At 48.9% G+C, this 22,592-nt stretch carries 15 protein-coding genes; 8 read left to right on the forward strand and 7 right to left on the reverse strand.

Translation table 11 applies throughout. From position 1 onward, the window contains the following. The first annotated feature begins 66 nt into the window (after nt 1–66). Entirely contained in the window at nt 67–618 is a 552-nt protein-coding gene (locus tag NTW12_13360) for a hypothetical protein (GenBank protein MCX5847324.1), read from the forward strand. Nucleotides 619–747: 129 nt separating this feature from the next. On the opposite strand, the gene NTW12_13365 is transcribed toward NTW12_13360, so the two are convergent. Together NTW12_13365 and NTW12_13370 are read right to left on the reverse strand one after the other, a co-directional pair. Beyond that, nucleotides 748–1,725, reverse strand: coding sequence for a hypothetical protein (locus NTW12_13365; GenBank protein MCX5847325.1), 978 nt, complete (start codon nt 1,723–1,725; stop codon nt 748–750). Nucleotides 1,726–1,782: 57 nt separating this feature from the next. Beyond that, a complete protein-coding gene (locus tag NTW12_13370; GenBank protein MCX5847326.1) occupies nt 1,783–6,570 on the reverse strand; it encodes an SBBP repeat-containing protein in 4,788 nt (1,595 codons plus the stop codon). A 1,063-nt stretch (nt 6,571–7,633) separates the two neighbouring features. On the opposite strand from NTW12_13370, the gene NTW12_13375 reads away from it, so the two are divergent. Beyond that, nucleotides 7,634–8,440 (forward strand): PEP-CTERM sorting domain-containing protein, encoded by an 807-nt coding sequence (locus NTW12_13375; protein MCX5847327.1) that lies wholly within the window; start codon nt 7,634–7,636, stop codon nt 8,438–8,440. Nucleotides 8,441–9,147: 707 nt separating this feature from the next. On the opposite strand, the gene NTW12_13380 is transcribed toward NTW12_13375, so the two are convergent. The 4 genes from NTW12_13380 to NTW12_13395 all read right to left on the reverse strand — a co-directional run bounded on the left by NTW12_13380 (nt 9,148) and on the right by NTW12_13395 (nt 13,876). Then, nucleotides 9,148–10,989, reverse strand: coding sequence for a VTT domain-containing protein (locus tag NTW12_13380; GenBank protein ID MCX5847328.1), 1,842 nt, complete (start codon nt 10,987–10,989; stop codon nt 9,148–9,150). 12 nt (nt 10,990–11,001) lie between these two features. After that, the gene (locus NTW12_13385) at nt 11,002–11,754 is read right to left on the reverse strand and encodes an acyl-CoA dehydratase activase (GenBank protein MCX5847329.1); all 753 of its coding nucleotides are present in this window, start codon (nt 11,752–11,754) and stop codon (nt 11,002–11,004) included. Between the two features lie 199 nt (nt 11,755–11,953). Further along, a complete protein-coding gene (locus NTW12_13390; protein ID MCX5847330.1) occupies nt 11,954–13,111 on the reverse strand; it encodes a double-cubane-cluster-containing anaerobic reductase in 1,158 nt (385 codons plus the stop codon). A 276-nt stretch (nt 13,112–13,387) separates the two neighbouring features. Next, the gene (locus NTW12_13395; GenBank protein ID MCX5847331.1) at nt 13,388–13,876 is read right to left on the reverse strand and encodes an iron-sulfur cluster assembly scaffold protein; all 489 of its coding nucleotides are present in this window, start codon (nt 13,874–13,876) and stop codon (nt 13,388–13,390) included. Between the two features lie 232 nt (nt 13,877–14,108). Here NTW12_13395 and NTW12_13400 point away from each other — a divergent pair, with 232 nt between their 5' ends. The 6 genes from NTW12_13400 (at nt 14,109) to NTW12_13425 (ending at nt 21,283) form a co-directional block, all read left to right on the forward strand. After that, a complete protein-coding gene (locus tag NTW12_13400; protein MCX5847332.1) occupies nt 14,109–15,086 on the forward strand; it encodes a nitronate monooxygenase family protein in 978 nt (325 codons plus the stop codon). Between the two features lie 13 nt (nt 15,087–15,099). Then, on the forward strand, nt 15,100–16,617 hold the full coding sequence (locus NTW12_13405) for a long-chain fatty acid--CoA ligase (GenBank protein ID MCX5847333.1): 1,518 nt from the start codon (nt 15,100–15,102) through the stop codon (nt 16,615–16,617). Between the two features lie 212 nt (nt 16,618–16,829). Beyond that, the gene (locus NTW12_13410; GenBank protein MCX5847334.1) at nt 16,830–17,177 is read left to right on the forward strand and encodes a hypothetical protein; all 348 of its coding nucleotides are present in this window, start codon (nt 16,830–16,832) and stop codon (nt 17,175–17,177) included. Between the two features lie 64 nt (nt 17,178–17,241). After that, nucleotides 17,242–19,224 (forward strand): APC family permease, encoded by a 1,983-nt coding sequence (locus tag NTW12_13415; GenBank protein ID MCX5847335.1) that lies wholly within the window; start codon nt 17,242–17,244, stop codon nt 19,222–19,224. A 74-nt stretch (nt 19,225–19,298) separates the two neighbouring features. Further along, nucleotides 19,299–19,553, forward strand: coding sequence for a transposase (locus NTW12_13420; GenBank protein ID MCX5847336.1), 255 nt, complete (start codon nt 19,299–19,301; stop codon nt 19,551–19,553). Nucleotides 19,554–20,047: 494 nt separating this feature from the next. Beyond that, entirely contained in the window at nt 20,048–21,283 is a 1,236-nt protein-coding gene (locus tag NTW12_13425; protein MCX5847337.1) for a hypothetical protein, read from the forward strand. A gap of 424 nt (nt 21,284–21,707) precedes the next feature. Here NTW12_13425 and NTW12_13430 read toward each other — a convergent pair whose 3' ends face one another. After that, a complete protein-coding gene (locus tag NTW12_13430; GenBank protein MCX5847338.1) occupies nt 21,708–22,550 on the reverse strand; it encodes a HEAT repeat domain-containing protein in 843 nt (280 codons plus the stop codon). Nucleotides 22,551–22,592: the final 42 nt, after the last annotated feature.

A 22,592-nucleotide genomic window follows, 5' to 3' on the forward strand; every position in this document is an offset into this window, starting at 1 on the left:
AACCTCCAGGAATCGCTCAACATCGCACCCGAAGACGTTGACACCCTTCGCCACAGCCGCTCTCGCCTGCGGGTGGGTAATCGCCTCACACGCGGAGATGCCCTGCTTCTGGCTTTGATGGCTTCCGAGAACCGATCTGCTCATGCTCTGGGAAGGACTTATCCGGGTGGTCTCGGCGCATTCGTTACTGCCATGAATGCCAAGGCCAAGTCGCTGGAACTCGTCGAGACGCGCTTCGAGGACCCTGTCGGGCTCTCCAGCGGCAATGTCTCCTCCGCACGGGACCTGGCGCGGATGGTGGACGCCGCCTACAAGTATCGCCTTATCCGGGAATTCACAACCCGCAAAGAGGCCACGATTCATACAGGCTACCGTTCACGGGAATTCCGCAACAGCAATCGCCTGGTCCGGAGCCCTCGATGGCAGATCGGCCTCTCCAAGACGGGTTTCATCGATGAGGCAGGCCGGTGCCTGGTGATGCAGGCCTATGTGGCCAAGCGTCCGGTGCTGATTGTGCTGCTCGATTCTCAAGGCAAGCTGTCCCGCTACGGCGACGCCAACCGCATCAAACAGTGGATGGAGAAACCATCGACGGCGCTGCGAAAACAGAGAGGTTGACCAGGAACAATGACCATGCCGGCGTGTTTAAGAATGTCGTCAAGCGATGGAACGTGTTCATGGGGAAGATGTACTTTGTACCGCTTCCCCATGAAGCAATATTGCATTATCTTCTTTTATTGAGCGCTTCTATCGAATCTCTCCGACCTTCTGCAGAATGTAGATCGCCTCAGGCAAACCAATCCTGCCGTCACCATTCACATCGGCTTCTTTGTATATGGGTACGGCGGGCGTTATCCTCGACATCACCTGGAGGGCAAGTATGACATCTTTAAGATCCACAACGCCGCCGCTGCCATCGATGTCGCCCTTTTCAGTAGCGTCGAGCGTTATCATACCGGAATACGGCACTGATTCATTGCCAGCTGCATCCTTGAATTTGACGTAAACTCTCTTTTCACCAGGTGCAAGCGACAGTATCCATGATCTGGTAGGACTGAAATGCTCCCATTCACCATATACAACACCATCACTGCTCAAGGACATCTTAACTACCCCGGAGGTTGTGTCTGTGGCGGTAATGTTCAGGATGACCGACGTCGATCTGGTTCTCAGGGCGCCATTATTTATACTGATTGTCCCAGTGGGTGGGTTAATATCCACCGTCCACGTCACTGTAGTGGCCGATCCCTCAGCCTGCCAGTTACCTGCAGTGTCCTTACCGATAACGGAGACCGTATGGGAACCTTCTGAAAGGGAGGAAAGAGTGATCGGCGTGCCAGCCGGAATTTCCGATGCTGAGTAGACACCGCCGTCAAGCTTATATTTGTAGGCAACTACATCCGTCCCGCTTACCGTCAGGCTCACAGAGGTGGCATTGGTCAGCGCTGCAGGCGTGCCCGAGATCGTGGCCGTAGAGGGGGTAAGGTCCACCGTCCACGTTACCATGGTAGCTGATCCCTCAGCCTGCCAGTTACCCGCACTATCCTTACCGATCACAGAAACCGTATGGGAACCTTCTGAAAGGGATGAAAGACTGATCGGCGTGGCAATTGAAATCCATGATAGCGAATAAATACCACTATCAAGCTTATACTTGTAGGCAACGACATCTTTCCCGCCTACCGTCAGGCTCGCTGACGTGGCACTGGTCGGGGATTCAGGCATGCCCGATATCGTGGCCGTAGAGGGAGTAAGGTCCACCGTCCACGTTACCGTTGTGGCCTATCCCTCTGACTGCCAGTTCCCCGCACTATCCTTACCGATCACAGAAACCGTATGGGAACCTTCTGAAAGGGATGAAAGAGTAATCGGCGAGCCAGCCGGAATCTCCGATGCTGAGTAGACACCACCGTCAAGCTTATACCTATATGCAACGACATCTATCCCCCCTATGTTCAGGCTCGCTGACGTGGAATTCGTACGGGATGCAGGCATGCCTGATATCGTGGCCGTAGACGGAGTAATATCCACCGTCCACGTTACCGTTGTCGCCGATCCCTCTGACTGCCAGTTCCCCGCACTATCCTTACCGATCACAGAAACCGTATGGGACCCTTCTGAAAGGGATGAAAGAGTAATCGGCGAGCCAGCCGGAATCTCCGATGCTGAGTAGACACCACCGTCAAGCTTATACCTATATGCAACGACATCTATCCCCCCTATGTTCAGGCTCGCTGATGTGGAATTCGTACGGGATGCAGGCACGCCCGAGATCGTGGCCGTAGACGGGGTAATATCCACCGTCCATGTTACCATGGTAGCCGATCCCTCAGCCTGCCAGTTCCCCGCAGTGTCCTTCCCGATCACATAAACTGTATGGGAACCTTCTGAAAGGGACGAAAGACTGATCGGCGTGCCAGCCGGAATCTCCAATGCCGAGTAGACACCGCCGTCAAGCTTATGCTTGTAGGCGACCACATCTGTCCCGTCCACCGTCAGGCTCGCAGAGGTGGAATTCGTGCGGGATGCAGGCATGCCCGATATCGAGGCCGTAGAGGGGGAAAGGTCCACTGTCCACGTTACCATGGTAGCCGATCCCTCAGCCTGCCAGTTACCCGTAGTGTCCTTCCCGATGATAGAGACCGTATGGGAACCTTCTGAAAGGGACGAGAGACTGATCGGCGTACCAATCGGAATCTCCGATGCTGAGTAGACACCGCCGTCAAGCTTATACTTGTAAGCGACCACATCCGTCCCACTTACCGTCAGGCTCACAGAGGTGGAATTCGTCAGAGATGCAGGCGCGCCCGATATCGAGGCCGTTGAGGGGGTAAGGTCCACCGTCCACGTTACCATGGTAGCCGATATCTCTGACTGCCAGTTACCTGCACTATCTTTCCCGATGACGGAAACTGTATGGGAACCCTCCGAAAGGGACGAAAGACTGATCGGCGTACCAGCCGGAATCTCCAAAGTCGAGTAAACACCGCCGTCAAGCTTATACTTGTAGGCAATCACATCCGTCCCGCTTACTGTCAGGCTCGCTGATGTTGAATTCGTACGGGATGCAGGCACGCCCGAGATCGTGGCCGTAGAGGGGGTAAGGTCCACCGTCCACGTTACCATGGTAGCCGATCCCTCAGCCTGCCAGTTACCCGTAGTGTCCTTCCCGATGACAGAAACTATGTGGGAACCTTCTGAAAGGGACGAGAGACTGATCGGCGTACCAATCGGAATCTCCGATGGCGAGTAGACACCGCCGTCAAGCATATACCTATATGCAACGACATCTATCCCCCCTACGTTCAGGCTCGCTGATGTGGAATTCGTACGGGATGTAGGCATGCCCGAGATCGTGGCCGTAGACGGAGTACTATCCACCGTCCACGTTACCATGGTAGCCGATCCCTCAGCCTGCCAGTTACCTGCACTATCCTTCCCGATCACATAAACTGTATGGGAACCTTCTGAAAGGGACGAAAGACTGATCGGCGTGCCAGCCGGAATCTCCAATGGCGAATAAATACCACTATCAAGCTTATACTTATAGGCAACTACATCTGTCCCGCTTACCGTCAGGCTCACAGAGGTGGTATTGGTCAGCGCTGCAGGCGTGCCCGATATCGTGGCTGTCGACGGGGTAAGGTCCACCGTCCACGTTGCTTCTGTGGCCGATCCCTCAGCCTGCCAGTTACCCGCAGTGTCCTTCCCGATCACATAAACCGTATGGGAACCTTCCGAAAGGGATGAGAGGCTGATCGGCGTGCCAGCCGGAATCTCCGATGGCGAGTAAACACCGCCGTCAAGCTTATACTTGTAAGCGACTACATCTGCCCCGCCTACCGTCAGGCTCGCAGAGGTGGAATTCGTCCGGGATGCAGGCGTGCCTGAGATCGTGGTTATGGGCGGACTTTGATCCAAGGTGATCGACGCAGAATAGACACTCGACCAGTTACCTGCGGCATCTTTAAACATAACATATACCGTTCTTATTCCGTCACCTGGCATGAGGTTCCATGCTATTGAGGAACTGTATGGCACAGCAGTGACAGTGTTCCAGTTCGCATCTTCATTGGAGATTTTCATTTCAGTGACGCCACCGGCATCGTTCGCGGATAGCGATAAGGCAACCGAAATACTGCCTGTAATGGTTGCCCCGGAATTTATCGTGATTAATCCATTTGAAGGAGAGGTTATATCACTGAACATTGCTGTAACTGTTACATCCATATTAGACATGATCAGATTACATGTCCCTGTACCTGAACAGCCGCCTCCGGACCATCCGACAAATGTGCAACCCGTATCGGGCGAGGCGGTAAGGGCTATCGATGTACCGATACCGTATTTCGTATTGCAGACGCTGCCGCAGTTGATTCCCGCCAGCGAATCTGTGATGTTGCCTGTCCCATTGCCGGTCTTTGATACTGCAAGGGTGTTTCCTGTGAGGCTTGAATCGAATCTGCTTACAAAAATCTCATCGCCTCCCTGTCCCTCAGATTGGGCTCCGCCCGCGGTTCCCGGAAAGTTGATGGAAAACGTAAACCCCGCAACATAGATCTTATCATTCGAGTCAATGGCAATTGCATAAGCGGATTCACTTCCACTTCCACCGAGAAATGTAGATTTGGCAATGGACGTGAGGTCCGAATTAAGTCTTGCAACAAAGGCGTCCCAAGATCCTCCTTTATGCGGCTGGACGCTATCTGTTGCAGTCCCTGTAAGGGTAGTTGAAATGGTCTGACCTGCAATGTAGACATTTCCACTCGAGTCAATAGCCATCGCATTGGCGTAATCATCGCCGTCCCCACCCAGGTACGTTGATCGGACTAATGAGGTAAGTTCTGAATTGAGTTTCGTGACAAAGGCGTCACTAAGACCTGCATCTGTTCCATGAGACGGCTGAGCGCCGCTTGACGTACCGGGAAAGTCGGTGGAAGAGGTGTACCCTGCAACGTAGACGAATCCGCCTGCGTCAACGACCGTCGAATAGGCAGATTCATATCCGTCCCCACCCAGGTACGTTGATTTGACAATTGATGTAAGGTCTGAATTCAGCTTTGTAACGAATGCATCGAAGGCTCCTCCATTAAATTGTTGAGCGCCGCCTGAGGTGCCCGGAAAGTTGGTGGAATCGGTCTGGCCCGCAGCATAGACGTAAGTGTTGCCATCACTTGAATATAAGGCTAACGAATAAACCTCGTCGTATCCCTCCCTTCCCAGATACGTGCTCTTGACAGTGTCGAGATTCGAATCAAGCTTCGTAACAAAGGCATCGAAGCCAGTACCTTTAGATGCCTGAGCGCCGCCAGTTGTCCCTGGAAAGACAGCAGAATCGGTTGTCCCCGCGACGTAGATGTTTCCGCCTGCTTCAATGGCTATCGAATTGGCCCAATCGGATCCAGTCCCGCCCAGGTACATGGATTGGATGGTTGTAAGTTCCGAATTAAGTTTTGCGACAAAGGCGTCACTATTGCCACCATAACCGCCGGCAGTTCCGGGAAAATCTGTGGAAGACGTCTGACCTGCAACGTAGACATTCCCATTATTGTCAACGGCTATCGCATATGCCCGATCATCTCCATTCCCGCCCAGGTACGTGGATTGGATAATTGATGTAAGCCCTGAATTGAGTTTCGTGACAAAGGCATCGCGTTTCCCTCCATCTCCTCCATGCGATGACTGGTACCCATTGATGGCATTCGGAAAGTCAATGGAGAATGATTCGCCTGTAACGTACACGTTCCCGCTGGAGTCAGTGGCAATCGAATAGGCATAATCAGAATTACTTCCACCTATGTATGTCGATTGGAGAAGCGGGTCTATGACGAGGGCCTCCGTTTTGTCATAGGAACCGATGGAGAAGCCGTAGACGTGCCCACCACGTGTCGATTTCTTGTCGGCGTCAAGAATGGCATATCTGACAGGTATGTCAACACGTTTACCCTTGATTTCCTGATAGGCAAAGGGGATCGTAAATGCGATAGATCCAAGATCAGTTGCCGCTTCGAGCTCGCCGGCATCGTTGATCTTTATGCCTTTTCCACCGCTTACGCTTACTCTGATCTGATCCGGTCTTGAACCCGGTTTTACATAAAAGAGCTTCTCCACATTGTTCCCGTAGGCTTTGAGCTTTACTTCTATCCCTTTGTATACTTCTCCCAGGTTAACGAGCTGATAGGTGGCGACATTACCTCTCCATGTAGAAGGATCATTCCCTCTAAAACAACTCACCGCTGTGGGAGATTTCTCCTCTGCCGTTACGTGCTTGATAGCACTGCCTTCGAATTCTTCTTTGAGAACCCATCCCCCGACCACCTTTCCTTTCCGATCTGTCTTCGGAAGAGAGTAAATAATGTCTCCATCTCTCGTAACAAAGACGGTACCACCAAATGTTTTCGCATAAAATGCGACAGCTTCATCTATCTGTCCCATATTGGCGATAAAAGGTATATGGAGCCCTTTCATCTCGCGTACGAGATCCGGTTTGGCATGCAGCGGATAAGGAAGGAACAGAATGAAGCTGAAAGCGGCGATTAATCGCCAATATTGTACGGGTTTGATTTTCATAGCGCACTCCTCAAGGAAGGACTCCACCTCTTTTACTCTATTGATCTTGATTTGTCTTCAAAATATTCCGGCAGAAAAAACTTCATGATTGCCGGCTCGTCGACACGCTTCCTGTTTTCAATTCCACTCCCATTGCCGTATTGATTTTCATCATATCCTCTTCACTCAGAATGAACGGGCGTCTTTATAGCATAAATAATTGATATGTTCGATAATCATATCTTTTATGCGCTTATGAAAAAAATAAATCCGTATATGATCATTGCGTTAACTGTAATACCACGTATCACAATAACCGTGCCAGACATCCCAATATCAAGATATTAACAATATAAGTATACGAATAGTAATGGCATCCCGCCTATCTAAAGTTCTATGATAGATATTGCAGAGTGATCTGCACACCAAAGATGTAAAGAATTCCGACACTCGTCCGATTCACGGCCTTATTAAGGAAAAGAATATTAATCATGTAATCCCCTGCTATTGTCTGCAATAGATTATGCCTGGATGTTATTGGACGGGATGACATAATTCTTGCGACGAAATGACAGCCGAGATATACCTGCTTTCATCGTAATAATGCCAATATCAGCATTTGTCACATATTTATAAATATGATGCATCCTCTTTATTATCGTTTTCTGATCTATAAATTTTTAGTCTTGTTTATACATTATTAGAAAAACCTCTACGTGAGAACCATAATGAAAATTCAAATATAAAAACCCCTAATTGGGGATATATATCAACTATGTCGGGTTTCTTTACAAAGACAAATAATTTGTGTAATACATTGTATTTTCATTATATTGTGCTAAAAATGCTTTTCGAATATTCGTAATACACAGTAATACTGTCGAGATTTTTTACAACTTTTTACAAAAGGTAAAGGCGAAGGACGGATATTCCAATCTCGAGTTTTCTGATCGACCAAGTATTACAATCAATATTTCAATGACTTATGAAATGTGAAGGCTATCTTTTCTAAAATATTCATGCTGTGGCATGTTAGTTGCGTATCTTAATGCAAAGTCTGACAGTTTAAGAAGGAGGTGTAAACATGCGCACACTTAAAATATTGTTGATTCTTGCTCTATCTCTTGCCGTGTCGAACGCATACGCAGCGAATATCACAATCTTTGATAAAGTGGGAAGCGGCACTGGATGGTATGGAACAAATGAAGATCAGGAGGTTGAGCCCGGGATGGTATCCACCCAGGAATGGGACCTCGAAGCGTTCATGAAGAACGGCGCGATACTGTCCATGACAGGCGGTTACGACTTCAAGAATGGTCATGGAGACATGTTTTCTGGAGACATATTCTTCGACGTTACTGGTGACGTACAGTACGGTACGGATTTGGGTGCCATTTATTCGCCTGGCGGAGAGGTGAGTGTAAATAATCGCTGGGGTTATGACTATGTGCTACATCCAGTAAACTTTGCAACCAGAACGCAAGACAGCACACCTGACAATATATACGAACTTTACGCCATAGACGGAAATTCAAAGGTAATAACTACATTTTACGCTAACCCCCGTCACAATGCAGCATCTAATCCGTGGAAGTACGATTTAGATGACCCATCAATACACCCGATAGGCAGTTACTCCTTCACATATGAAGCTGGTTTAACCGATGCTCAGACTGGATTGTCAGGCGGGTCGCACAATCGCGTAACCATAGATCTTAGTGAAATCAGTGACTATATAAACCCGTACGGACCGTTCACTGTCCATTATACGTATGAGTGCGGTAATGACAATTTAATGGGTCGGTACCCCGTCCCCGAACCCGCAACCATGCTGCTTCTTGGCCTTGGTTTGATTGGACTGGCAGGAATCAGGAAAAGGATGAGAAACTAATCAACTTAACCTCTCAAAACGAAAGGCAGGGTCAGAAATGATCCTGCCTTTTTGTTTAATGAACAATATATATTGTAATGCTCAGTTTATTTCTTAACCGAAACCTCGATTTTGATGTAAAACCCTCAGTAAGCATTAGTATGGGGAAGAGATTCCTTGCCCGGCAATCGATTGTTTAATGATCGCACATCTTTTCATGCTTCCTCTCATCGCTGATTTTGTTCAATCAATATTTGCCGGGAGGCATAAACCTGAATCACCAACACCACTCGTACAATGTTTTTCGCACTGTTTTGTGTTATGGGTTTTGCACTGATTCCCATTGTTATAAGATATTTTATTGTCTTACAAATCAAAATCGGCAATGGGGAGTTATTCCTGGTAAAATTGTTACAAACACACGAACACGCAGTCATCTACGGTATCTGGAGCCTTTTCGTCATCGGATTATGTATTTCCTTACCTGCAGCTATAAAGGACGGTTTTTTTAAATAAAATAGGTTCAAGACAATTCTGCAGAGTTTTATCTACCCTGTCTGTCAGACAACCGGCACAGTCGCCACATGTGATAATGAAGTGTATACCGTGCAGCAGGCCTAATACGGAAGGCAGCTTGGCAAATGTCGGTATCCGTATCTTCAAACGCTCCAGGTTACGGGCACCGTTTCCCCTCACATAATATATGTCAGTTTATGAAATGTGTAATGTCACAGGGGGTCCCCTATGCCTTTCTTCTTCTGATACTGCCGATAAAAAAAAGGAATCAGGGAAACCAATACAACGAGGGCGATTCCGATAATGAACGTGATCGAGATTTTTCCTCGAATCAAATCCAGGAGCGAACTGGAAAAGACGATAAAGGCGATGCAGGCTGGAAGCATGCAGATAAAGGACGCCACGGCGTAAGGCCAGAAACCGATCTTTGTCAACCCGAAAGCATAATTCAAAAGGTTAAACGGGAAAAGGGGAATGAGACGGGTAAAGGCCACGACCTTCCATCCGTGCTTTTCCACCCCTTCGTCAAGGCGGCGCCACCGGGGGCTCCGGAGCTTGCCCTCGACCCAGTCCCTGGCCACGTAACGCGAGATGAGAAAGGCAATACATGCTCCTACCGTCGCGCTGGTGATGGTGTAGATTACCCCCCAGAAAGGCCCGAAGAGAATCCCCCCGGCGATGGTAATGGGGAGACCGGGCAGGAGCAAAGCCGGCGCAATCGTATAGATCAGCATATAGATGAGGGGCGCCAGCATCCCGTACCCCGCAATCAATTGACGGAGGGTTTCCTGATCAAGATAACGGGTGGCGCCTGTCGTTCGGACGGCGACAATGGCAGCTATAAGGACGGCCAGAATCGCCAGACGCCCGATCCACCCTTTCTTCTTCCCTTCCGACACCGTATAGGTTCTCTCCCGGGAAGCGGCTGTGTCTATCTTCTTTTTAAAGTAATTCTTGATGCGGAGCCGGTTAAGGTAGGTAAAGGGCGCTCCGGAGATTTTGCTTTGCCCCACCAGGGCCGCCTCCGGTTCACAGAGAACATCGAGGGCATGCACCGCCGCCTTGCCGCTGAGACGTCCGGCGCAGCCGCAGCAGTAGGTAACGATCCGGCGTTCTCCCGCTTCCTTCCATGTGCGTTCCAACCATCGGTCTGCTAGTTCGGGCGACAGGACATTCACACCCGCCCCGCTTCCACAGCAAAGGGTTCGTTCCGCTGAATGGTTCATTTCCCGGGAGGCGACGCCCGTCATGCCGACCAGACGGCGCACTGCAGCATGGGCGTCTTTATGAAACCGTACGCCGCACGGGTCGTGAATCACGATATCATGGCTTTTCAAGGCGCCGGAAACAATATTCCCCGGCAGCGCTTCATAGACCGTGCGGATATTCAGGCCGTCGCCGTATCTGCTGAAGATGTCATGGCAGTTGTGACAGACGACCAGAACCTCCCTTACACCCTGCGACAGCAGATAATTTCTCATCTCCTCGAACATTGCTCGAAAGAACTGTTTACGACCCAGGTCGTGGGATATTTTCCCGCAACAGTCGAGGACGATGCCGATAGTCGGATCCTGTTTTTGGAGGGTCTCAAAAAGATCTTGCGTTCTGGCAGGCCGTGTCCCGGGCATTGCGCATCCCGGGAAAAGGACAGTCCGGCATCCTTCGGGAAGTCCATACCATGTGAACCGTTTCGACATCCCCCGCTTTTCGTAATCGAGGAGCGCGGCGTGCTCGGGAAAGGAACCGGCATCACGATCCACCGCTTCCCGGCGCATTTCAAGGAACATCCCGGAGAGATTTAAGCCGAGAGGGCAGACGGCATTACAGAGCCGGCACAGGCTGCACTCAAAGGGCATGACCTGTCCTTCTTTCGTCCCGGGATCATAACTATCCGCTATTTCCTTCGGCGTGCCGTATTTTTCGAGAAAACCGCATTCCTCCCGGCATATGCCGCAGTCCGTGCATGTCTCCGATACATGCGCCATAACTTCCCTAAGAGATGGGCGAATGGGCATTTGCTTCATAGCAGACGATGATGAGGTTTGTGTTTCCAAAATTTTTCCCTATTACGATTCCTTTGTAGTCTTCATATACGCACAGCCAAGAGCGCCCACAATCTGCGGGTCCCCCGGAACGAAGAGGTCACTGCCGATTTCTTGACTGAGAATATCATTCACACAGGAGTTCATGGCCACACCGCCAAAGAAGGCGATCCTCCCCCCCACATACACGCGTTTCAACATGGCAGCCGAACGCCGGCAGATCGTTTCATGGATGCCTCGGGAAATTTCCGACCTGTCATGCCCCTGCGCCAGCATGGAGATGACCTCCGACTCCGCGAATACGGTGCACATACTGTTGATCTTGACGGCGTTTCGCGTTGACGAACCTGCCGTAATAAATTCTTCCATACCGAAGCCGAGGGCGGTGGCCATGATCTCAAGGAACTTGCCCGTTCCGGCGGCGCACTTATCGTTCATTTCAAACCGTTCGATGTGCCCCGTCTCGGTGAGGGAAATGGCCTTGGTGTCCTGTCCGCCGATGTCGAGAATCGTCCGGCAGTCCGGACAGACTTTTCGCGCGCCGATCGCGAAGGCCTTGATTTCACTGATCACACGGCAATCGTAATAATTGCGGAACAGATTCCTCCCGTAGCCTGTGGCGGTGATGGTATCGTACTGTACGCCATCTATGATCTTTCTGCAGACCTCCAAGGGATTGTACGAATTCATATCCTTCCGGACCAGAATGATCTCCCCGTTTTCTACCACAACGAGCTTGACCGTTCGCGATCCGATGTCAATGCCTGCACTGATCATAGTTCCCTATTCGTATAACAACAACAAAACTGTAATAAACCCTCATGTCCGCTGGGGCACGAGGAAAACATGAAAATCATCGATTCTATTAAGTCTCCCTTCTGTAAAGGGAGATTTAGAGGGATTTTGCAAAGAAAATGAAAAATCCCCCCGGCCCCCTTTAAAAAAGGGGGTGATTAAATCCTTTTTGGTATTAACATCAGAGACTGTCAAACAAAGCCTCCACCCGTGTGCGTATCTGTTCCACATCGCCTTCTGAATAGTCGGTTTCGATCTTCAGATAAGGCAGGCCGTGTCTGTTCTTTGCATGAACGCGGATTTTGTGGGATTCGACATTATAGGAATGGCAGGCATGGAGCACGACTTCAATGATTGCATCCGGCTTAAACCGGTCAATCATTGCATCCAATTCCTGCAGGCGGTTCGAGTTGGGGGTCATGCAGGAGCAGGGAATTTTCAGGTATCGTTTAGCGATGGCGGCGTACGGATCTGCCGTATTTTCTTCTATTTTTCCCATAAACGTCTTCATCCCCGTACAGGAATCCAGACAGACGATATCGCCGCCGAGTTCCTCGATAATCATGAAGACCTTGTTTGCGTCCCCGCCCACGGGGCATCCGGTAACGAGCACCCGCGGCGAATCCGCACCTCCGACGGCAACTCCGGAGGCGACTCTTTTCTCCAGCTTCTTTACGGTCTCTTCCAGCAAGGGAGCAATATCGTTGAACGTCGCCGATTGTGCCAGATACGTCAGGTCGTAGAGTTCGCTCCAGCTTATCACTGAGGGCTTATGCCTGGTGAAATCGAAAATCCGATTCATCATTTCGAATTTCCGGTTGGTGTCTTTAATCTCCGCCTCCACATCCTCATCACGGATCTCTCTGTCAAAGGTGTTTTCCAGAAACGTCTGCAGTTTCCTGATCATGACCGTCCAGTTGGCCTGGGCCTCCCGTTCATCGGGAAGCTGGGGCAGATCCATGACATACATGGGCTTGATGTGTGAAATGAGTTCGAACATTTTTTTCTTGCCGTCGCACGTGGTCTCCGCAATGACGGCCTCGGAGAGGGCGTAAAACGGACAGGTATCCGTGATGATAAACCCGTAGCTCGATTTAATGAGCGGACACAGATTGGCGGGCAGCACCGCTTCCGCCGCGGCGATGGTTTTGTTGGCAAAGGCACACAACACTGCCGGAACGGCATTTATGGCGCGAATAACCTCCAGAGGAGCATACCCGCAGTAGATGCCGACCACGTTTTTTCCCTTCTCTCTCTGCGATTGTATATAGTTCAAAACCCTTTTAGCGTGCTGACCGTCAAAACCGTCGTTAACAAGCGGCTCAATATTTCTGTGCATACTCATGGCCTCCTTATATGAAGTGAATTCAAACAAATATGGCGGCCAATATATTATTTAATTGAATAAGTCAAATAGATAATATGAATAGCTACAGGGGAAGTATTCTAAAAACAAATGGCACTGGTGTTGGTTCTCGGCGTTATATACCCATTAGAAATACGGAGATGTCCTGATAGAAAAACCAGGATGAGACAATTGAATTCGAACTATATTTTTTGATTATGGAAGGCAAAGTGGCTGAGAAAAACGTTATTATTTAACGGATCAGGCCCCTCATTCGTTCTCTTTGGCCCCACCGCTCTTTTGCTCATAGTCCCTGATAGCTTCGAGTAATGCGCTGGTACCTGAAAGAATGCATTTACCGTCGCGTCCGGGAATTCCCTCAAGAGCAAGGATAACATCGGCGTCGGTTATCCGTTTCGCTTCTTCTATGGTTTTCCCTCTGGCAAGCACTGTCGTCATGCTGCTGGTCGCAACAGCGCCCGCACATCCGGAGGACAGGAATTTAATATCTGCAATCCTGCCCGAATCCACTTTAATCCATAAGTTCATCCAATCACCGCATGAGGGATCGCCAAGGTGCGCAAACCCGTCAGCATCGGTTATTTCACCGACATTCCTGGGATTCGTACAATGTTCTATTACCAGTTCATTATAAAAAAGCACGGGTCCATGGGGGAGTTCCTTGCCCAGTTCCGGCTCCGTTTCCTCCGGTACATTTTTTTTATAGAGATCCATCCAGTTATCAGATTTTCTCTTCATTTCCCTTTGTCTCATTGTATCACCTGAAGGACAACTCCATGTCCATTTATTAAAATCGATAGTATCTTTACAAACTGTTATCAACGGAGGGTAGGCCCCCGATCCGCTTTCGGAAGGCGAATATAGAAGAAGTAATGATATCTGTCAACGGAAATATAAAACAGTGATTTCACGTTGACGGATCTTCAACGCTCCGGTAAAAGAGGACATCCATATGAGGAGGTCACTTTTTATGATCCGTACCCGCTTTACTGAACTTTTCGGTATCAGGCACCCTATTGTGCAGGGAGGCATGCAGAATGTCGGCCGCGCAGAACTCGTTGCTGCTGTGGCGAATGCCGGAGCCCTCGGTTTTATTACCGCCCTGACCCAGCCGACTCCGGATGACCTTTTAAAAGAGATTGAACGTACACGTCGGATGACCGACAAACCATTTGGCGTCAACTTGTCAATTCTGCCTGCCATTAAGCCGATACCTTATGAAGAATATGCCCAGGCCATTATTGATTCCGGTATCAAGATCGTTGAGACTGCAGGGCAAAATCCGGAGCAATTCCTGCCAGCCTTCACATCAGCAGGCATCAAAGTCATCCATAAATGCACTTCAGTCCGCCATGGACTTAAGGCTGAAAAGATTGGCTGCGCCGCCGTGAGCATCGACGGTTTCGAGTGTGCCGGCCATCCGGGCGAAGATGATATTCCCGGTCTTGTGCTCATTCCTGCCGCAGTGGACAAAATTAAGATCCCGATCATCGCCTCGGGCGGTTTCGGCGATGGCCGCGGTTTGGTCGCCGCCCTCGCACTGGGAGCTGAAGGGATCAATATGGGCACCCGTTTCCTGGCAACGAAGGAAGCCCCTATTCATGATACCATGAAAAAGAAGATCGTTGAGTCCGATGAACGGCAAACAGCATTGCTTTTTCGAACACTGAGACATACCGGGCGGGTCTACCGCAACAGCATCGCACAGAAAGTGCTTGAAATCGAGGCGCGTCCCGGGGAGACACAATTTCAAGACATTTTGACTCTTGTTTCGGGTGAAAGGAGCAAGAAGGTCATCGACGACGGAAATTTAGAAGACGGCATCTGGTGGGCCGGTATGGTAATGGGACTAATCCACGATATACCGACAGTAAAAGAACTCATTGAGAGAATCGTGAATGAAGCTGAGCAGCTCATAAAAACAAGACTCACGAAACTGCTCACTTAATGGAGGACAACCGATGAATCTTGTCACACTTGCCGATGAAAACCTGAAAAGCTTCGGTGAATATCCATTTTTAATCTTTGAGGACGTAACTTTCACAAACAGGCAAATGATTAATGATGCAAATGGGATGGCTAATGGTCTGAAGAAGCTCGGCGTTAACAAGGGCGATAAAGTGGCGGTAATGCTGCCCAACTGCCCGGAGGTCCTTATCAGCTACCAGGGTATTCTCAGGTGCGGCGCCGTCATCGTTCCCCTTATTCCCCTTATGAACGAAAAGGAATTAACCCATATTCTCGGTAACTGTGAAGCCGTTGCGATGATCACCACACGTGACATTTTTCAAAAAAACGAACCCATGCTGCGGACGATCAAAACCCTGAAAAACATAATCATCGCGGACGAGAACGCACCGGCGGGAACCATTCCTTTCCGGTCACTGATCAGGGATGCTTCCGAAGAACCGGATTTCCCAGCCGTCGAAGAGGATGATCTGGCGGTGATCCTCTACACAGCAGGCACTACATCGACGCCAAAAGGAGTCATGCTGACGCATAAGAATCTCTATTCCAACGCGGTGAACGCTTCACGCGCCCACGGCACCCAGGCAAGCGATATCACCCTGATTGCACTACCCCTGTCCCACTCTTTCGGGATCACATCAATGAATAAGGCATACACATATGGCAATCTGCATGTCCTGATGCGGAAATTCCAGGTTGAAGAGGCCTTTAAACTGATCGAGAAATACAGAGTGACCAACTGTCCCGGTGTCCCTGCCATGTTCATCACCATGCTGAACAGTCCCGATGCGGATAGGTACGATCTATCCTCATGGAAGAGCTGCCTCAGTGGTGCAGCACCTTTTCCGGTCGCGAATCTATTAGCATTTCAAAAGAGATTTCACTGTACAGTCTTTGAGGCCTATGGACTTTCCGAAGCCTCGCCGGCAGTCAGTACGAATTATCATAACCGCCCGACAAAACCCGGCTCTATCGGCCAGCCTATCCCCGAAGTTGAGGTAAGGATCGTGGATGATCAAGATCAGGATGTCCCCGGGGGAGATGTCGGAGAGTTACTGGTCAAAGGTCCCAATGTTTCGTCGGGCTATTATAAGCTGCCCGAAGAAACTGCAAAGACGTTCAGAAACGGCTGGTTGCACACCGGCGACATGGCGAGAATGGATGAGGACGGTTATCTGTATATCGTGGAAAGAAAAAAGGACCTCATCATCCGTGGCGGTTTCAATATTTATCCCCGCGATATTGAGGAAATCCTGTACCAGCATCCGGCCGTCAAGGACGCTGTGGCCATCGGCGTCCCCGATCCTGTAATGGGAGAAGAAATCAAAGTGTATGCGGTACTGAAAGAGGGCATGACGGCAGAAGCGGAAGAGATTCTCAATTACTGTCAGAATCAGCTTGCCAAATACAAATGGCCGAAATTCATTGAATTTGTTGAGAGCCTGCCGAGAAATCCCATGGGAAAGATATTACGCAAGGAACTGCGAAAACTCAACACCAGGGACAGTTGAATTTAACCCTTTTTGGTGCATTGCCTTACTTCCGAAGTCAAGCTTCCGACAATTTTGACTGGCATACTTTCTTTCAAACGGTATTCAATATTGACTGTACTCTACAATCCCAAATCGTGCCTAAAAGTTCAAAACATTAACTGGCAATCTGCGTTTATCGCACCCCTCTTTTCATTTGACACCATCTGCGACCCATTCTATAATATTAATCGATGGCTTCCGAATTAACTATTACAAACCTTAGCCGGCATTTTAGCTACGTTATTCTTCTTGACGGACACGAAAAGGGAGAAGTATTTTCACTACAAACCACACCACTAACAATCGACTCCGGGAAACATGAATTATCTTTTAAGGACAGTGATACCGATAATCTCCCGACGAAGTGCAAGCCGATTCAGATAACAATCGCGGATGGCAAATCACTTTCCTTGAAAGTACTTACCGAAGATTTTTCAATCCGAATATACGATGAACAGGGTACCCACTTAAACGGGAAACGTGGTTTCCTCTGCGGCCAGGTCTGTGAAGGTGTTCATATTGAAAATCCGATAACGTAATGACTCTTCTCATATAATGTAAGCATAAACTATGGAAATAAATCTACGGCACATATAAAACGCTATGAATTCTGATAATTCGGAGCGCACATTAAACCTCTTTGAGAAGTTGCGCCGCAGATTGATCGGTCCGCCTCGAGATATCAATGAACCTTCACTATTTCACAAGATATCTCTCATACCCGTCCTTGCATGGATCGGCCTCGGCGCCGACGGCCTTTCTTCCTCTTCATACGGTCCGGAGGAGGCATTTAAGGCTCTGGGTTCCCACAGCTATCTTGCTGTTTTCTTAGCCTTAGCGACCGCTTTAACAGTTTTCATCATCTCCTACGCATATTCCCGTATCATCGAGCATTTCCCTCATGGCGGCGGCGGATACATTGTCTCAACCCATATGATCGGCAAAAACGCAGGTGTGATATCGGGATGCGCCCTTCTCGTCGATTATGTACTGACTATCACCGTATCTCTTGCTTCCTGTGGCGATGCTCTGTTCAGCTATCTACCCATTGCCTACCTTAAATACAAATTGATCTTCGTCGTCTTTTTAATCCTCCTCCTTGTTGTCATGAACTTGAGAGGCGTAAAAGAGTCTGTAACAGTTCTCGCGCCGATTTTTATCATTTTCATTGTAACCCATGTCTTGCTGATTGGTTATGGTTTGTTAAGCCATGTCGATCAAGTCGGGCCTGTTGCTGAAGCATATAAAGGGAGTTTCAAGCATGACCTCTCAACCATAGGTTATGTAAGTATGTTGGCGATTTTTCTCAGGGCTTTTTCTCTGGGCGGAGGTACCTATACGGGTATCGAGGCTGTTTCTAATGCGATGCAGATTATGCGTGAACCCAAAGTCCAGACGGGCAAGCGTACGATGGTGTACCTGGCCACATCGCTTGCAATTACAGCAGCGGGGCTGCTGTTCTGTTATTCGCTTTACCAAATAGTGCCTACCGAAGGGAGAACTTTGAATGCAGTCCTCGCCGATCTCACTTTCGGTAATTGGCCTCTGGGCGGCTGGATCGCTTTGATTACCATTCTCTCCGAGGGGGGTCTCCTCATGGTTGGTGCTCAGTCAGGATTCGCAGGGGGACCGAGTGTCATGGCAAACATGGCCATCGATTCCTGGCTCCCCCGCCGCTTCGCATCATTATCCGAACGCCTCTCCATGCAGGATGGCGTCCTTTTGATGGGTGGCGCCGCCCTGTTTCTTTTATTATACACCAATGGTTCCGTTTCAGCCCTTGTTGTCATGTACTCCATTAATGTGTTTCTCACCTTCACGCTCTCACAGTTCGGAATGGCGAGTTTTTTCTTCCGAAACAGGGAAAAAGATAAAGCCTGGAAAAGACACATCGTCATACACGTTATCGGCTTGATACTCTGCCTTACAATCCTCATTATTACCGTCTTCGAGAAGTTTGAAGAGGGCGGCTGGATGACCCTTTTAATCACCTCAACAGTGATCGGGTTGTGCTATTTAATCCGTGGACATTACAGGAAAGTGAGCAAAGGAGTTCGACAACTCGAAGATATTCTTTCTGAACTCCCCAAGGGTCGTGATCCCAATAATGAACCGTTAGACCCAAAGGAGACGACAGCAATTCTCCTTGTAAGAGGCTACAGCGGTTTTGGTCTTCATGTGTGGCTTTCCGTTGTCCGTGAATTTCCCAAACTTTACAAAAACTTCGTTTTTATCTCTGTGGGAGAAATCGATTCGGGTTCATTTAAAGGAATAGCAGAAATAGATTCCTTAAAAAAATCTGTCGATAATGACCTAAAAAAATACGTAAATCTTGTACGTTCCTACGGATTCCCGGCTGATTACAGGATGGGGATAGGAACAGATGTAGCTGATACTGCGACAGAGCTTTGCGAGTCTCTTGTGAAAGAATTCCCAAGAGCAACGGTCTTCGCAGGAAAACTGATTTTTCGCCAGGAAAACCCTTTTCAGAAGATACTCCATAATGAGACGGCCTTTGCCATCCAGCGGCGTCTGCAGTGGAATGGCATCACAACAGTCATAATGCCTGTCCGTGTAGATATATGATTGTCTTGAAATAAAGAGGCCAAGGGGTCAAGTCTGCTCTTGACTCTTAGATTGAAATCCTGTAGATACCGTTTATGGCCAGACCGTTACGAATCCAGTATCCTGATGCGTGGTACCATGTGATGAACCGGGGACGGCGAGGCGAGCCCGTCTTTACAGTTGATGACGACTATGTCTCATTCATTGCCACCCTGAGGGAATCACGCGAACTCTGGAACGTCAACGTAGCCGCATACTGCCTCATGCCGAATAAAATGCCCATCATGTGTTCTATTTTTGGCAGGACAATGGAGAGGGAAAATACTCTACAAAGGCCAATGAAAACATAGCTGCGTTTTCACGCAATAAAACTTCCGCTTTATCATTTTTCCCTGGAATAAATTGGCGTTAAGATCGGTAAATGACAAGACCAGCAGTTACGTATAACTTCCGTGTGTCTGCTCTCTTCATAATATCCTCCTTGCCTTTTTGCTGGAATAACCAAACTCGCATCTGAAGGATATCGACATTCCCAAAACGATTCAATCTCTAACTACAATATAGCAAGCTGAAGTCAGTAAAACGGCAACCTTGACGAAAATGCTTGACTTCAAACAGAAGTAAATGATGTTGTTTTCTCAACGATTGTGGTACGATGACAGAAATATTGACGGCTGGATGAAAAGGGGGCTTGCGGAAACGTGGGTCATGGTGGAATTAGGAGACAGATTTGAAATCTGTTCCCACATACCGAAAGGGTGCATGAATTGGTAACTCTCCATCTAAAACCGTGCGCGCCGTATTTCTATCCCGACCTCTCCTCAATTTTCGAAAGGAGACCAAAATGAAAAGGTTTCTGTGGATTTTGGCTTTGGTTTTCTTTTCCTTCACTTCTTCCTGGGCGGGGACGTTTGGTGACGTCAACGATGACGGACAGCTGAATCTGGCCGATGCCGTTTTGGCCCTGCAGGTGATCACCGGCATTTCACCTCAGCAAACAGTTTATAGAGAGGCAGATGTGAACGGCGATGCAAAGATCGGCCTTGATGAAGTTATCTATATCCTCCAGACCTTAGCTGGCCTGAGGCCGGCGATAATAGGGCCAGACGCACCGACAGGTGTATCCGCTGTTGCGAGCAATGCACAGGTGATATTAAGCTGGACGGCTGTTACTGGTGCCACCTCCTACAATATCTACTGGTCTGCTTCGTCGGGGGTTACAAAAGCGAACGGCACGAAGATTTCCAATATTGCCAAGTCTCCCTATAAGCACACCAAGCTCGCAAATGGTTCAGCCTATTACTATATTGTTACCGCCAACAGTGGTTCGGAAGAAAGCGCACCATCGGTTGAGGTATCAGTAAAACCAACAGTAGTGGTTAAAATATCTTTCTACAATTCCGGGGACGTGTTAACAGCGTATGCCACGTACGACTATGATGCGGCGGGACACGTGGTAAAGACCACTTCCTACGCCGCGGGGCTGATGGCAGGGTATATCACGATGGAATATAACGTGGATGGAAAAGTAACAAAGTCCTCTTCCTACGGGCCCACGAATGAGCTAATGCAATATACCACGATCGAATACAATGCGGATGGAAAGGTGACAAAGATCTCTATCTACGATCTCGAGGGAGATTTAATGATGTATACCACGAAGGAATATAATACGGGTGGAATGTTGACAAAGACCTCTACCTACAACGGTTACACGAATGTGCTATCAGCGTACTCCACCTATGAATATAATGCGGATGGAAAGGAGACAAAATCCTCTACCTACAATGTCACGGACTTGTTAACATCGTATACCACGACCGAATATAATGCGGACGGAAAGGTGACAAGGACCTCCAACTACAACGGGTTCTCGAATCTGCTGACCGGGTATACCGAGTACGGATATGATGCGAAGGGAAACATAATAAGTATAACCAAGAACGACATGAAAGAAAAACCGTCAACAGATACTATCATAAACGAATATAATGAGTCGGGATTGCCGGTAAAGATCTCAATCTACAGCGGGGTTACGGGGCTACTGGAATCATATACTACGATGGAATATATGATTTGAAGAGGCTCCATTTGCCACGGTCGCTTATAGCCAGGATTTAGGCTGCTACCGCAGACCCGCATAACTCATTGACGCCATGCCCGAGTGTGGGGAAAAGCAAGGTCGTGTCTTAGCTTCGGACAATACAAGAGTTGACACACGAAACCATGATTCCTATTGCAGAACGAGAATGGCTGTGGCGTGAAGTGCAGAACAGATGTGCCTTTAGTGATTAAAATCGAGGAACTTGCGGACAATCTTCTCAGCCACGCTGTTGAAAGTTACAACGAGTAATGCTTAGGTCTTTTCATGCCACGAGGGCGTTGACTCGTAGGTGGAACAAATAATCGCTACTTCTCTAAAGTTTTTCAAGTTTCAACCACAACCAATTGTCCGTTTCTTTTTCAGTTTATGCCTCGAACTATTGCACATACCGGATCGACATCTAACACGATCCAAGAGCCGCCACAACCTCCTCCCGGACAATCCCTTCACTTATCTTAAGAAATGAATCAAGGGCATCCTTTGCTTTCTTCCCGCCTGTTCGACCCAAGGCCCAGGCGATCATACTCCTGACCCGTTCATTATTATTTTCATTATAGGCGCGAATGAGATCATCAACATAGCGATGATCGAGGCTGTTTCCCATCACGCGAGCGATATTCATTTTCCACTTCCAAAGGTCATCAGGAGACATATAGAACATGGAAGGCCATATTCGGCTTTCAAAGAATTTCCTATCCATGTGGAGAAGGGTTGTAATCTCGAAGTCCTTCACCTTCGCCGCTGCGCGCCGGTTAATGGGAAGTTCCTGGGAAAGCCAGGGGAGATTGCGCGGGCAGACATTCTGACATCGGTCGCAACCATAGATATACATGCCCATTGGTTCGCGGAGTTCCCTTGGCGTGATTGTGTTCCCGAAGTAAGTAAGAGCGGAAACGCATTTTCTCGGATCAATTGCACCGTTTCCTTTCAGAGCTTTTGTGGGGCATGCGGCAATACAAGCATTCCGGCACCATTCGGGACAACCCATCCTCATCGTCGGTTCGTCCGGTGTAAACTCGCTATCCACCACTAAAGGAATGGGAAAAACCCACGAACTCTGTCGGGCCGTCCTCCCTGAATACAAGAGACAATTCTTGCCAAATGTTCCCATGCCGGCCCGGGCCGCCGCAACGCGATGGGGAATGTTGAAAGGAACCTTGGAATCGATGCCGCTGCTGCGAAGGAAAGGGTTCAGCGGTTGTAAATCCCACATCTCCAAAGCCGAGGCGACGTGCCTCCTCAATGATGTCGCTTTTCGTTATCATTCACAAAGTCCCCTTGCTTA

This window comes from Deltaproteobacteria bacterium (assembly GCA_026388545.1).
Classification (GTDB): Bacteria; Desulfobacterota; Syntrophia; order Syntrophales; family UBA2185; genus JAPLJS01.

What these genes read in the sequence shown, in the direction of transcription:
- NTW12_13365 (MCX5847325.1), bottom strand. Translation starts at nt 1,725, where the DNA reads ATGCCTGAATCCCCGACCAGTGCCACGTCAGCGAGCCTGACGGTAGGC.
- NTW12_13370 (MCX5847326.1), bottom strand. Translation starts at nt 6,570, where the DNA reads ATGAAAATCAAACCCGTACAATATTGGCGATTAATCGCCGCTTTCAGC.
- NTW12_13375 (MCX5847327.1), top strand. Translation starts at nt 7,634, where the DNA reads ATGCGCACACTTAAAATATTGTTGATTCTTGCTCTATCTCTTGCCGTG.
- NTW12_13385 (MCX5847329.1), bottom strand. Translation starts at nt 11,754, where the DNA reads ATGATCAGTGCAGGCATTGACATCGGATCGCGAACGGTCAAGCTCGTT.
- NTW12_13390 (MCX5847330.1), bottom strand. Translation starts at nt 13,111, where the DNA reads ATGCACAGAAATATTGAGCCGCTTGTTAACGACGGTTTTGACGGTCAG.
- NTW12_13395 (MCX5847331.1), bottom strand. Translation starts at nt 13,876, where the DNA reads ATGAAGAGAAAATCTGATAACTGGATGGATCTCTATAAAAAAAATGTA.
- NTW12_13400 (MCX5847332.1), top strand. Translation starts at nt 14,109, where the DNA reads ATGATCCGTACCCGCTTTACTGAACTTTTCGGTATCAGGCACCCTATT.
- NTW12_13405 (MCX5847333.1), top strand. Translation starts at nt 15,100, where the DNA reads ATGAATCTTGTCACACTTGCCGATGAAAACCTGAAAAGCTTCGGTGAA.
- NTW12_13410 (MCX5847334.1), top strand. Translation starts at nt 16,830, where the DNA reads ATGGCTTCCGAATTAACTATTACAAACCTTAGCCGGCATTTTAGCTAC.
- NTW12_13415 (MCX5847335.1), top strand. Translation starts at nt 17,242, where the DNA reads ATGAATTCTGATAATTCGGAGCGCACATTAAACCTCTTTGAGAAGTTG.
- NTW12_13420 (MCX5847336.1), top strand. Translation starts at nt 19,299, where the DNA reads ATGGCCAGACCGTTACGAATCCAGTATCCTGATGCGTGGTACCATGTG.
- NTW12_13425 (MCX5847337.1), top strand. Translation starts at nt 20,048, where the DNA reads ATGAAAAGGTTTCTGTGGATTTTGGCTTTGGTTTTCTTTTCCTTCACT.